Raw genomic sequence first — 12,328 nt, forward strand, 5'->3', positions numbered from 1 at the left:
ATCAGCGCGGCGCGTCGGTCTGCTCGACCAGGTGGGCGACCAGCGCCTCGACCTGCTTGCCCTCGATCTCGGCCGCCGGGCTGAGCAGCAGGCGATGGCGCAGCACCGAAGTCGCCAGTGCCTTCACATCATCGGGCACCACGTAGTCGCGCCCATCGAGCGCGGCGCGGGCGCGGGCGGCACCGGCCAGCAGCACGGCGGCGCGGGGGAGGCACCGCTCGACAGGTCCGCAGACTCGCGCGTCGCGCGAACGAGGCGCACGATGTAGTCGGTGACACTGTCCGCCAGCTTCACCGAGGCCACCGCCCGCGTCACCGCTTCCAGCTGCGCAGGGGTCGTGACCGTGACGATGCCCACCTCCGCCGGTGTCGGCGCACCGCGATTCTCGCCATAGCGCGCGACGATGCGGCGCTCCTCCTCGGCGCTGGGATAATCGACCAGAACCTTGAACAGGAAGCGATCGAGCTGCGCCTCGGGCAGCGGGTAGACGCCCTGGCTCTCGATCGGGTTCTGCGTCGCGACCACGGTGAAGTGCGGCGGCAGCGGATGCGCGGTGCCGTCCAGCGTCACGCGGCGCTCCTGCATCGCTTCGAGCAGCGCCGCCTGCGTCTTGGGCGGGGTGCGGTTGATCTCGTCCGCCAGCAACAGGTCGCAGAAGATCGGGCCGTGCGTCAGTGTGAACTGGCTGGTCTGGAAGTTGAACAGGTTGGAGCCGAGAATGTCGCCCGGCATCAGGTCCGGCGTGAACTGGATGCGCCCGAAATCAAGGCCGAGGGTGGCGGCGAAGCACTGCGCGAGGAATGTCTTGGCGGTCCCCGGAGGTCCCTCCAGCAGCACATGGCCGCGCGCCATCAGCGCGATCAGCAAGTGCTCGATCGTCTCGGCCTGCCCGATCACGCCCTTGCCCACTTCGGCGCGGATCGCCTGCGCGAGCGCGCCTACTTGTGCGATATCGGGTGCAGTCTCGGTCATCGGGTCAGCGTCCTTTCGAGCGCGTGGAGATCGCGCGCGGCCTTGAGGAGATCGTGCGAACGCCCGGCCGCATGGAGGCGGGCGGCGATCACGGAGAAGGGCTCACCATCAGCCCCGCGCGTGGCAAGCGCCCGGTCGATGGCGGCGTCGGTGTGCTCGGCATCCACGCCGCGCGGCAGGGCCAGCGCCGCGACCAGCCGTTCCCGCGCGCGGTCGGCGTAAGGCGGGCCGAGCAGGTGGAAACGGCGCGTACGGCGCACCAGCCCGGCGGCATTGCTCACCAGCGCGCGCTTGCCGAAGGCGATGGCCCGCTCGGGCACCAGCGGCGGCCCGAAGCGCAGGAACGCGCGCCAGCCCACCGCCACCGCCGCCAGCAACAGGCACAGCGTCGCGGCAAGGAACGGCGGCGTGAAGGCGAGCGTCAGCAGGTTCTGCGCATGGCCGTAGCCGGGCAGGGTCATGTCGAACACGACAGCGCCGCCCGGCCTGACCCCGGTGGCGCGCACCAGAGCCTCGGCCAGCTGCGCGCTCTCGATCCGGGCCATCCCGTAGTTGTCGAGGAGGTCCGGCTCGAACACCATGACCACCGGATAGCGGCCCTCGTCGTAGTCCTCGCCCTCGATATAGTGCTGGCCGTCCTGCGCCATCGCGTCGAGGCCGTCGTAGCGGCCACCGTCGTCCATGAAGCCCGCCAGCACCAGCTTGCCGTCGCGGCTGACGGCAAGCGGCACCAGCCCTCGCCCTTGCCCGTCTGCACGGTGCCGGTCGGCAGCGTCCCGGAAATCCCGTTGGCCCGCCAGCCCGCCTGCGCTTTCGGCAAGGTCTCGTCGCTCAGCGTCAGTTCGTCGAGGAAGCCCGGCCAGTCCAGCGTGCTTTCGCCGCCGAGGCGCACCCAGCCTTTCTTCGCCTTGTCGCGCTGCTCGCGGATCGGCGGCATCGGCTGCCACTTGGGCGCGATCACCAGCGTCGGCCCGATCGAGCGCCGGGCGCTGACGATCTTATCGATCTCCTTGCCCTTGATGATCGCGGGCGGGGTGAGCACCAGAAGTCCCGGCCTTTTGAGTGCCGCAGGATTGCGCGTCGCCTCGACCGCGAAGCCGCGCCGTTCGAGGTAGTCGGCCATCGCCGCATAGCCGTTGAGGCCCTTGCCCTCCGCATGCGCCTTGCCGTCGTTGGCGGTGCCCATGCCGATGCCGGTGCCGATCATCCACAGCAGCGCCACGAACAGCAGCGCGCCGAGCACCACGATCGCCAGCACCGCCCAGAGCGAGAACGGATTGGCGCCCACGGCAACGCCTTTCGTCTTCACGTTCATGCCCGAAGCTCGACTTGCGCGAACTGCGCATAAGCGGTGCGGGCGGCGGTCCAGTCCTGCGCGTCGAGGTCGCGGAGCGCGAAGAGGGCACGCTCGACCCGCCCGGCGATCACGGCGAAGGCGCTGCGGCCGCTCTCGGGCAGCATCGGCAGCACGGCGATCTCGCGCGCGGTGCTGGCGGGATGGAGCCAGTCGGGCCGCGCGTCGGAAATCTGGCGCACGCTGCGCCGGAGCAGCAGATGCGCGGCCTCTCCATAGCGGCCCTGCGCGGCGAGGGTGTCGGCGTCTTCCAAAAGCGCCACCGCCTCGGCCTGCGTCGGAGTCCAGTGGACCTCCTCCAGCTTCGGACGGCGGCTACGCCAGGCATCGAGGCTCGGTTCGATCAGCAGGCGCCAGAGGATGAACAGCGCCAGCGCTGCCGCTCCGGCGATGAGAATCCACTGGAACACCGGCCACGACATGCCGAGCAGCTTGCCGACCGGCGTGAAGATCGCCTCCAGCAACCGGCCGAGCGCTTTCAGCCATTCGGGAATGTCGGTGGGGGGAACGGGCTTGGGGTCCGGGAGCGGCGTGAACTGGATGTCCGCCGCGTCGCGCGCGGCCTTCCAGTCCCGCGCCGCGTCTGCGGCCGAACCCGCTTCAGTGCCCCCGCCAATCGTCACGCCTGGCACGATTGCATGGCGGGAAGTGCGGCGCAAGCGGTTGAAAGCGTTCGTCGTGTCGGGGAAAGGCCCCCTCCGTCAGTCGCTGCGCGACTGCCACCTCCCCATCGCTGCGCGACAGGGAGGATCAGGCAAATCCTCCCCGTTCCGCAGGAATGGGGAGGGGGACCGCACGCGTAGCGGGTGGTGGAGGGGTCAGCCCCGCTTGCGCGCCTGCTCGTACGTCCCCAGCGGTCGCACGTACTTGCAGTGGAACGCCAGCTCCTGCAGCGCCGAGATCGATGCGCGCCTCGCCGGGGGCGCCTTCGATATCGGCGTAGAAGGTCGTCGCCGCGAAGCTGGCGCCGATCTGGTAGCTCTCCAGCTTGGTCATGTTGACGCCGTTGGTCGCGAAACCGCCCAGCGCCTTGTAGAGCGCCGCCGCGATGTTCTTCACCTCGAAGATGAAGGTCGTCATCGCCTGCGTGCCCTTGAGGTCGAACGGGTCGAGCGGCTCGCGCGCCAGCACCACGAAGCGGGTGGTGTTGTCCGAGGCGTCCTCCACCCGGTCCTCGACGATGTCGAGCCCGTAGAGTTCGGCCGCCAGCCGGGGTGCGATGGCGCAGGCGTCGGGGTCGCCCTGCTCGCGCACCAGTGCCGCAGCGCCCGCGGTGTCGGCATAGGCCATCGGCACGATGCCCCGCTCACGCAGGTAATGGCGCGACTGGCCGAGCGCCTGCGGGTGGCTGTAGGCCGCCGAAAACGGGCCTTTCGCGCCGGGCAGCGCCATCAGTGCGTGGCTGATCGGGGTGAAATGCTCGCCCACGATCGACAAGCCGCTTTCGGGCAGCAGGAAGTGGATGTCGGCGACGCGGCCGTGCTGCGAATTCTCGATCGGGATGATCGCGCGGTCGGCCCGCCCCTCCTTCACCGCGTCCAGCGCATCCTCGAACGAAAAGCACGGCAGCGGCAGGCAACCGGCATCGTATTCGAGCGCGGCGCGGTGGCCGTTGCAGCCCGGCGCGCCCTGAAACGCGACGGCGCGCGCCGGCTGTGCCTGGGCGGCGGCTTCCATCTCGGCGACGAGGGCGATGGCGGGCTGGGGATAAGCATGCATGACGTGCGCGCGATTAGGCGGCGCGGCGAACAAGCGCAATGGCCGAATTCCGTATCGGCACTTGCGCTGGATCAAGGCGGACATTAATGCCCGAAGCCAACAGGATGAGTGAATAATCACCGCGGGGCATGCTGAATGGACGATCGTTTCAATACTATCGCCGGTTGGACTCTTTTTCGGGCATCGTCGGCCTGGGACTGACGATCGCCAGTTCGATGTATTTTCAGGCTGACAAGCATCACGCGCCGGAGACTGCGGGCTATGCCGTCGAAGGCGTGGCCGAGGAAGGCGCGGGCGGCGGCGATCCGCCGATCGCGACGCTCCTCGCCGCCGCCGACGTGGCCAAGGGCGAGGCGACTTTCGCCAAGTGCACCTCGTGCCACACGATCAATGCAGGCGGCGCCAACGGCATCGGCCCGAACCTCCACGGCGTGGTGGGCGAGGCGATCGGCCAGGGCGTCGGCGGCTTCGCGTTCTCCGATGCGCTCAAGAGCAAGGGCGGCAATTGGAGCTTCGACAGCCTGAACGACTGGCTCAAGAGCCCCAAGGCCTTCGCGCCCGGCACGAAGATGACCTTCGCCGGTCTGTCCAAGCCGGAAGACCGCGCCAACGTCATCGCCTATCTGAATTCGCAGGGCTCGAACCTGCCGCTGCCTGCCGCAGACGTGGCTCCGGCAGCCGACGCCGCGGCAGCGCCTGCGGCGGGTGAAGCCGCACCGGAAGCCTCCGAAGCGGCGGCGCAATAAGCCGATCCGGCCCCTTCGAGGGATCGCCGGTTGAAAACGGTCCGCTAGCGCCGCCGAGTCGCTAGCGGGCCGTTTTCGTCTTCGGCCCATTCTTCCCCGTTCCGGGGAGGAACTGGCATCCACCGTTCGTCATTGCGAGCGTAGCGAAGCAATCCAGGGCGGCATCAACCGCCCTGGATTGCTTCGCTAGGCTCGCAATGACGAGGATGTGCGGAAGTACCCGCTGGCAAGTGCGGGCCATTACGCCGGGGAAGTCAACGCGAAGACCGGTAACATCTGGTCGGCGTCGGGAGCGTCCAAGCTGGGACGCAGGGTTTTGTTTTCCGTGAAGCTCTGGCGAGCGGCCGGGTAACTCACGGTGCAGCCCGGCTCGACCTGTATTCCATCGGACTTGTCCCATGTGGCCATCGTTAGGATCTCGCATCGTTATCGGCCGAAGGCTATCCGGGATCGCCCTCCCATGCCCTGCCGTGTGTCGCAGGATCGTATGGACGGCGTTTCCGGTAGCGCAGAGACAGTCCGGGTCTTCGATGGGCGCGTGGTTTGCACAGCTGCGGCTTGAAACCGCATCCCGGCCCACGACGCCGACCCGATACACCTCTCCGGCGTGATCATCGCCGGATCGGATGTCGGGCCATATAACCTATTTGGCGAAAAATATCAATCCTCAACCGCCTCGCCGCGCCCCTTGAAGCCCTTGGCAATGACATACCACTCGGACGAATCCTTGCGGCTGGCGGGCGGCTTGGCGTGCTTGACACTGGTAAAGTGCTTCTTGAGCAGCGCGAGAAGCTGCGTGTCCGTCCCCCCGGCCAGCACCTTGGCCAGGAACGTCCCGCCGGGTGCCAGGTACTGGATGGCGAAGTCCGCCGCCGTTTCAACCAGGCCCATGGTGCGCAGATGGTCGGTCTGCTTGTGCCCCACGGTGTTCGCCGCCATGTCCGACAACACGAGGTCCGGCGCTCCCTCCAGCGCCGCGTCGAGCGCCGCCGGGGCCGCGTCCGCCATGAAATCCATCTCGAAGATGGTGACCCCCTCGATGGGGTCGGTGGGCAGGAGATCGATGCCGACGATCTTCGCCTTGGGCCGCTTCAGGCGCAGCACCTGGCTCCACCCGCCCGGTGCGATACCGAGATCGACGGCGCGCTCCACGCCCTTGAACAGCTCGAATTTCTCATCGAGTTCCAGCAGCTTGTAGGCAGCGCGGCTGCGATAGCCGTCGGCCTTGGCCTTCTTCACGTAAGGATCGTTCAGCTGGCGCGTCAGCCAGCGCGCCGAACTGGTCGAGCGCTTCTTGGCGGTCTTGAGCCGCTCGCCGGGATCGCGGCCGGAGCGGCTCATCGGGCGTGGACTGCGTTACGGATGGTGTCGGTCATGTTTCTAATTCCAGATGCCGGACCCGGCGAGTGCGAGGCGATGAGGCTGCGCAGGATGCCTTCGCGGATGCCGCGGTCGGCAACCCCGAGCCGCGCGGCGGGCCAGAGGTCGAGGATGGCTTCGAGGATGGCGCAGCCGGCGACCACGAGGTCCGCCCGCTCACGCCCGATGCAGTTGAGCTCGCGCCGCTCCTCGATCGCCATGGAGGACAGGCGCGTGCTGATCCCGCGCATCGATTCGGCGGGCACGATCAGCCCATCGACCATGCGCCGGTCGTATTGCGGCAGTTCCAGATGCAGGCTGGCGAGGGTGGTGACGGTGCCGCTGGTGCCGAGCAGGCGCAGCGGTCCGTCATGGCTGGCGCTCTCGCGCGCCGGACCGACGCGCTTGGAGAAGGCGGAGAAGCTCTCCGCCACCAGGCTGTGCATGTGGCGATACCGTTCGAGGCGTTCGGCCTGCGTCGTGCCTTCCGGCCCGCAGCTTTCGGTGAGCGAGACGACGCCCCACGGCACGCTCTGCCAGTCGAGGATGCGCGGGACGGTGCCGGTGCTCTCGATCAGCACCAGTTCGGTCGAGCCGCCGCCGATGTCGAAGATCATCGCCGGGCCGAAGCCGTCCTCCAGCAGGACGTGGCAGCCCAGCACGGCCAGACGTGCCTCTTCCCGGGCGGAAATGATGTCGAGCTGGATGCCGGTTTCCTGCCGCACGCGCTCAATGAATTCCGGCCCGTTGGTGGCGCGGCGGCAGGCCTCGGTCGCGACCGAGCGGGCAAGGTAGACGTTACGGCGCACCAGCTTGTCCGCGCAGACCCGCAGCGCCGCAAGCGTGCGCTCCATCGCCGCGTCGGACAGGCGCCCGGACTGCGCGATGCCCTCCCCAGCCGGACGACGCGACTGAAGGCGTCGATCACCGTGAAGTTCTCGCCCGAGGGCCGCGCGATGAGCAGGCGGCAGTTGTTGGTGCCGAGGTCGATCGCGGCATAAGCCTGTCGCCCGCCCGCCGACAGCAGCGACGGGACAGTCCCCACCCGCGCCGCGCCAATCTGCCGATCGGGACTGCCCGGTTGCGCAGGCGCCCTGGCGGGCGATGCAGCTGTGTCTTCTACGCGCGGCGCCTTGCCTGCCTCGGACTTGGCGGCGCTGCCCGACGGGCGCGCCTTCCCCTTGGCTTTCGTGCCGGAGGGCTGAGGGCTGGCAGAGGCTTTTGGAGGCGCCTTCGCTCCCGCCTTCGCCTTGCCCCGTCTGCCCTTGCGCCGCCGCGACGGACGACCCGTCGCCTCGGCTGTTCCCGACACTTCGACTTTGGCAACCGGCGGATCGTGGTCCGCCATAAATTCGATACTCGTTCTAATGTCTTCCCGCCGATCGGGCGGGCACCTGACGCCGATGCTAACGCCCCGCGCGCCAACCGGCAAGGGCAGCGCTTTTTTGCTGCATCTAGGCGCTTGACCCGAATCACGACCGCCGCTAGTGGGGCGCCTCCGATGCCCCGTCGTCTAATGGTAAGACTACGGATTCTGATTCCGTCTATCGAGGTTCGAATCCTCGCGGGGCATCCAAATACACACCCCTAAAGCGTTGATATTGCTTGACTTTCCTTGCTCACGCAGGGGTGCGTTCCCTCACCAGATACCACACTTGAAACCGGATCGCCGTCGACAAGGTGGGCCGGTAGTGGACGTTCGTCCGCTATTCGGACGAAGCCCCTGTACTTGGCTCCCCCTCAGATTGAGGATGGACCGCAGGGGATTCGTGTCACACGGACACCTCGCCCAGCCCCGGGGGTATATGGTCAACATAGACCGTCGCTCGATCGCTGCGTGAGGCTACTCCATTGGAGGAAACCTACCAGGTGTCCAAGGGGTGCGTGCTCAATACACACCCCTTGGAGGCGGCTGGGGTGTCATCAGTGGTGATACCCCTCGGTCGGTCGTAGCGGTATCGCTCCAACTGGAGGGCAGCGCGAAACGCACTCCCGTCTCACTTCCCCCAACGGTGGGCGTCAGGCCCTCGCGCACAATGCGTCCGGCGGATCATGAGCGGAAAAGTCGGCCGATGATCCCAGGTGCTTTTCCTCAACCTGAGGGAAGGTCAGTCGTCACGATATGGTGACAGCCGGGGGGTGTCCTGAAACTCAGGAGGCATAGCCATGCCAGCGACACCTTTCCGCCAGATCGGGCGACAACCCTCGTCGGTTGGTGTGTAGCGGTATCGCTATGCAGGCCGGGGTCCGCGCCACGGTGGCGCACGTCCCTGAGCCGTTGTCATATGAACACGGTTGGCCGGGATGGATCACACTTGAGCCATCGCCCTCGGGTGCTTTGTCGCGGGCCGGGACATAGCAGCGACTGCCTACGCAATTCCCCGGCACTGCCCATGACGCAAATCTGCGTGATCCGGGGATGATCCAAATCTGGACCATCCTCCATCCGCCCTTCGGGTGGGCGTTTCACCCACCCTATCGAACGAAAAACGTACGAAGGGGTATTCCCCAGATCTGGGGGATAGGACTTTCCCTGAAAAGGAAGGGAAAGGGTGTCGTGATTACCGACGCCCCCATGGCCAAGGAAGGGTGTCCAGCACCATCGGACGCCCTCGGCCTCATGGCAGGTGGATATAGCGGAGAGAGATAGAGGGTCGGGGACAAAAGGGACAATAAGGACAGAACCCCCTCCAGAGGGCAAAATCAGGGGCGCGAGAGAGAAAGGCCCCTCGGGACAAAAGGGACGAAAGGGACAAAACTCGATCTGGGAGGCAGCGCGGCGCCGCACCGCATTGCCTGAAAGAACCGATCGGCGGCTGGTGGTGTCCGTCCACCATTGGGGGTTGGACCGCCTTTCCGATCCGTCATGCGTCGGTCAAGCAAGAGGCACGGCGGCGGCAGGGGCCAGGCGCCTGACAGCCAGCCGATTGAGCACGGCGAATTTCGTCGGCAGTGGCCTTTTTACGGCTACCGAAAATTCCCCGCCGCACCTCAACATTCCTCAACAGGCTGGGGCTGCGCGCGTATGTGTGACACGGCCCAGCGCCCTCGCGTGCTGACCAGAATTAAATCGGCTGGCCTCGCGCGTGTACGGCTGCCAAAAACTCGACCGGGCGCAATATCCGCCCTTTGTTTATTCCCGCGCCCCCCTCAAAATTCGTCATCCGTCCAGCCGCCACGAATGCAAATGAAAGCGCCGGACCAACCATTTCGAGCAAGCGGGCAGCCTCGCGCGCGCGCGCGATGTATCCGGCTGGCGCTGGCATCGCCGCACAACACGGCGCCGTTACTTCGTGTTTCTTTAACGGAAACACCCAGCGGGCCAACGAACCAGACCTGGTCCGTTAGCTCGTCTGGGTTCTGCTTCAGTCCTGCTTGCCGTTCTCCAGTTCCTCGATCCGCGCGAGCAACTGGGGCGCAAGCTTATAGATGTCTGTGAGATCGGAGATCAGGGTCTTGGTTTCCGCCTTCTCCACGAAAGTCCCGAGGTATTTGCTCGTCAGGCCGTTGAAGTGCATCCGAGCGATCGACTTGCGGTTGTTGTCGTCCAGCAGAATGGCGCAGTACGACTTTGCATCGCGCATGATGACGCGCTTGGGGTCGACCGCCTGCGCGACGATGGCCTGGACGATGCGGAAGCCTGACACCTCTTCCTCGGTGGTAATGACCTCTTCCGGCTCGCCCGCTGGCGTCGGCTCGTTATCCTCCGGCAATGCAGATGCATTTAGGGCATTGGTGAGCCTGTCATTCACATGGTCACGCACGATAGCCCCAAAAGATGCCCCGATCAGCCGCTGGAACTGATCCTTGACCTGCGCAGTCACCTTGCCGGGCTGAACGCGGCCGGCGATGATGCGGGCGAAGTCTTCGGAGGGCTCCGACATTTCGCGCTCGAGTTCCTTGCGGACCAGCGATTCCAGTTTCAGGTTGCCGGCTTCGCGGACGATCGTCTCAATGTCGAAAGCGCCCTTGGTGAAGTGCTCAAGCGTCCGCACATCCGCCTTGCGAACAGCGTCAAGGTTCAGCGTGAAGAAGGGGTTCGCATCCATCTTGTTCGGCTGGTCGATGTCGGAATAGAAATTGTAGACCACGCCGTTCGTCAGGACAGCCAGCCGCGCATCGGTGACGCTGAAATAACGGAAAAGCTGGGATGCGTGGTTGATTGTCAGATCCGAGGTGGAGGGCTTACACTCCATGAGGATGGACAGCGTCCCGTCGATCGAGATGGCGTAGTCGACCTTCTCGCCCTTCTTGGTGCCCACATCGGCGGTATATTCCGGGATGACCTCCAGCGGGTTGAAGACGTCATAGCCGAGCATCTGGATGAAGGGCATGACAAGCGCGGTCTTTGCCGCCTGCTCAGTCAATAATACTTCCCGGTGCTTCTGAGTACGAGAAACCAGTTCCGTCAGGCGTGTCGCAAGTTCCATTATGCCCCCTTGTCAGTATTGAATAAGCGCGAATCCGCGCGTCATTTGGCTGACACGTTGACTTCAAACACTTTTCAAAAGGATGAATCCAGCAGATTATCGCTAAGTCGGCACAGGGCATTTACTTCGTGGCTGAGATCGGCTGGGTGCGCACCGACGTCCGGCACCGCCCTCCCTCGCGTTCTGACCTCCAGAAAATCGGTGGCCGCCCAGATCGTCCCCGCGCGTAGTGACCCCGATTAAATCGGTGAACGCCGAATAAGGGGTGTTCGGCTTGGGGGACAGATCCGACGAAATTCGTCGCAGCCATGGCGGTGGCCCCGCTCATCTGCCCGCCTGCCTTTTACTGTCCGGAAATTCGCGTCATCGGTGGCGCTGCAGGTTGCGCCGCCAGTAGGGACACAACCTCGGCCCCCTTTATAGTGTGCGGAAACTCGCGAATTGCCCAGGCTCGCCCCTCTCGCGCGCGTACTGGTCGCGAAAGTCGCCCTTTTGCCTCGCGTAGTGACCACAGAAAAATCGGTGAATGCGCTCCCCCTGCGCGTGCGCGTGCGCGCGGGTACTGCTCTCGAAACTCCCCTGAGCGGCTGGAACAGGCCCCTGCGGGGGCTTGAGAGCAATGGGTGTCGTCAACCGCCGTATCCGTGCGGCATGTCAACTTTTGCCAACCTCTCATGGGGTTCGCTCTAGATGCCCCCCGCGTGGTTGACAGAGGGGATACCGATCGAGGCCAGCTGTACGGCTATCCGAACGATTGGCTCAATGTTCACAGCAATGGGTGGCAGTCGTGCGCGTGAGTGCCCAGCCGGACGAAATTCGGACGCTTGGTTGTTTGATAGCACCGCGCGACACATCAAAGCCCGTCTCCCAATGCGACAAGCTTTGGACCGATCGGACGCCCCCTAATTTGGGGAGGTTGGCTAGCCGCCGACCCTGGCGATATGACCAGGGTTCACATCATCGGGAGGCCAAGAGCCTGTGCCTTTGCCTTCGCATAGCCGATAGCCAATTCCCCAAGAAGGCTCAGAGAGAATGTGCCGACCTTCGCAGCACCAGCCTTGGTGCTTTCCCAAATTTCAGGATCACGAACGTTCTTCAGGAACTCATGGCCGCCCCAGGTCATACTGAGCATGATGTAATTGCGACCGCTCATGGTGCTCGCATCGACCGCAGTGAGGTGTCCAGCTTCGATCCCCAAGCGAACATGCTCGATCACTGTCTGCTCGTCATATCCGTCAAAGGTGGGCACCTTGCGAAGAGCGGGCGTAACGGACTCTTCGATAGCCAAGAGCAGTCTGCGGTAAAGATCCATGTCACGCTTCATCACACTTCCTCCATCACCGCGGCATCCGGCGATCATAGTCAGCGAAGCCCCTAGGGAAAGCCCAGTCATCAGCCGAAAATTCGGCCAGAGTCGGTGGGCTTACGGCTACTTTCGCCTACTTTAGCCGTCAGTGCTCGGTCCGATCGCGTTCAACGCGGAGATGGCCTTGCCCTCAGGGGTACGCGGCCCGGTGCTCATGCCCCCATGGAACTTGCACCGCCCGCTCCGGTAAATGTCCGTGCGTTTGCAAGGCGTCCCTGCCCGGGTCTTGGCACCGCACCGCATGCCTTCGCACTCGGCTGGCAGAGGGATGCTTGGAGGCGGCGGGTACTGGTATCCGCGCTCTTTCCATTCCACATGCTGCCGTTCGTTGTCGTCACCCCATTTCCGCCAGAGCTTCCGGCGCTGCTTGTCATCCATACTG

At 65.1% G+C, this 12,328-nt stretch carries 7 protein-coding genes, 1 tRNA gene and 4 pseudogenes; 2 read left to right on the forward strand and 10 right to left on the reverse strand.

Annotated features, from left to right (window positions below; all coding sequences use genetic code 11):
- Position 1: 1 nt before the first annotated feature.
- From KZO24_RS14545 to KZO24_RS14565, 5 genes and pseudogenes are all read right to left on the reverse strand, one after another.
- Positions 2-972, reverse strand: a pseudogene (locus tag KZO24_RS14545) (AAA family ATPase).
- Entirely contained in the window at positions 969-1,442 is a 474-nt protein-coding gene (locus tag KZO24_RS14550) for a hypothetical protein (RefSeq protein WP_486486496.1), read from the reverse strand. Before KZO24_RS14550 ends, KZO24_RS14545 begins: the two are co-directional and overlap by 4 nt.
- Positions 1,430-2,287 carry a hypothetical protein gene (locus KZO24_RS14555; RefSeq protein WP_486486497.1) on the reverse strand — a complete coding sequence of 286 codons (858 nt, stop codon included), beginning with the start codon at positions 2,285-2,287 and terminating at the stop codon, positions 1,430-1,432. The genes KZO24_RS14550 and KZO24_RS14555 overlap by 13 nt, the downstream gene beginning before the upstream one ends.
- Positions 2,284-2,949 carry a hypothetical protein gene (locus KZO24_RS14560; RefSeq protein WP_486486498.1) on the reverse strand — a complete coding sequence of 222 codons (666 nt, stop codon included), beginning with the start codon at positions 2,947-2,949 and terminating at the stop codon, positions 2,284-2,286. The genes KZO24_RS14555 and KZO24_RS14560 overlap by 4 nt, the downstream gene beginning before the upstream one ends.
- A gap of 195 nt (positions 2,950-3,144) precedes the next feature.
- Positions 3,145-4,045, reverse strand: a pseudogene (locus tag KZO24_RS14565) (prephenate dehydratase).
- A gap of 135 nt (positions 4,046-4,180) precedes the next feature.
- Here KZO24_RS14565 and KZO24_RS14570 point away from each other — a divergent pair.
- Positions 4,181-4,791 (forward strand): annotated as a pseudogene (locus tag KZO24_RS14570) (c-type cytochrome).
- A 660-nt stretch (positions 4,792-5,451) separates the two neighbouring features.
- On the opposite strand, the gene KZO24_RS14575 reads toward KZO24_RS14570, so the two are convergent.
- Positions 5,452-6,132 carry an RlmE family RNA methyltransferase gene (locus KZO24_RS14575; protein ID WP_008833541.1) on the reverse strand — a complete coding sequence of 227 codons (681 nt, stop codon included), beginning with the start codon at positions 6,130-6,132 and terminating at the stop codon, positions 5,452-5,454.
- Positions 6,129-7,498 (reverse strand): annotated as a pseudogene (locus KZO24_RS14580) (Ppx/GppA phosphatase family protein). The gene KZO24_RS14575 and the pseudogene KZO24_RS14580 overlap by 4 nt, the downstream one beginning before the upstream one ends.
- Positions 7,499-7,652: 154 nt before the next feature.
- On the opposite strand from KZO24_RS14580, the gene KZO24_RS14585 reads away from it, so the two are divergent.
- A tRNA-Gln gene (locus KZO24_RS14585) sits at positions 7,653-7,726 on the forward strand.
- Between the two features lie 1,789 nt (positions 7,727-9,515).
- Here KZO24_RS14585 and KZO24_RS14590 read toward each other — a convergent pair.
- From KZO24_RS14590 to KZO24_RS14600, 3 genes are all read right to left on the reverse strand, one after another.
- On the reverse strand, positions 9,516-10,580 hold the full coding sequence (locus tag KZO24_RS14590; protein ID WP_486486499.1) for a type I restriction endonuclease: 1,065 nt from the start codon (positions 10,578-10,580) through the stop codon (positions 9,516-9,518).
- A gap of 952 nt (positions 10,581-11,532) precedes the next feature.
- Positions 11,533-11,904, reverse strand: coding sequence for a DUF2513 domain-containing protein (locus KZO24_RS14595; RefSeq protein WP_486486500.1), 372 nt, complete (start codon positions 11,902-11,904; stop codon positions 11,533-11,535).
- Between the two features lie 120 nt (positions 11,905-12,024).
- Positions 12,025-12,324, reverse strand: a complete 300-nt coding sequence (locus tag KZO24_RS14600) for an HGGxSTG domain-containing protein (protein WP_486486501.1) — start codon at positions 12,322-12,324, stop codon at positions 12,025-12,027.
- Positions 12,325-12,328: the final 4 nt, after the last annotated feature.

It is taken from the genome of Novosphingobium sp. NFX11, from assembly GCF_057376415.1.

What these genes read in the sequence shown, in the direction of transcription:
- KZO24_RS14555 (WP_486486497.1), bottom strand. Translation starts at nt 2,287, where the DNA reads ATGAACGTGAAGACGAAAGGCGTTGCCGTGGGCGCCAATCCGTTCTCG.
- KZO24_RS14575 (WP_008833541.1), bottom strand. Translation starts at nt 6,132, where the DNA reads ATGAGCCGCTCCGGCCGCGATCCCGGCGAGCGGCTCAAGACCGCCAAG.
- KZO24_RS14590 (WP_486486499.1), bottom strand. Translation starts at nt 10,580, where the DNA reads ATGGAACTTGCGACACGCCTGACGGAACTGGTTTCTCGTACTCAGAAG.
- KZO24_RS14595 (WP_486486500.1), bottom strand. Translation starts at nt 11,904, where the DNA reads ATGAAGCGTGACATGGATCTTTACCGCAGACTGCTCTTGGCTATCGAA.
- KZO24_RS14600 (WP_486486501.1), bottom strand. Translation starts at nt 12,324, where the DNA reads ATGGATGACAAGCAGCGCCGGAAGCTCTGGCGGAAATGGGGTGACGAC.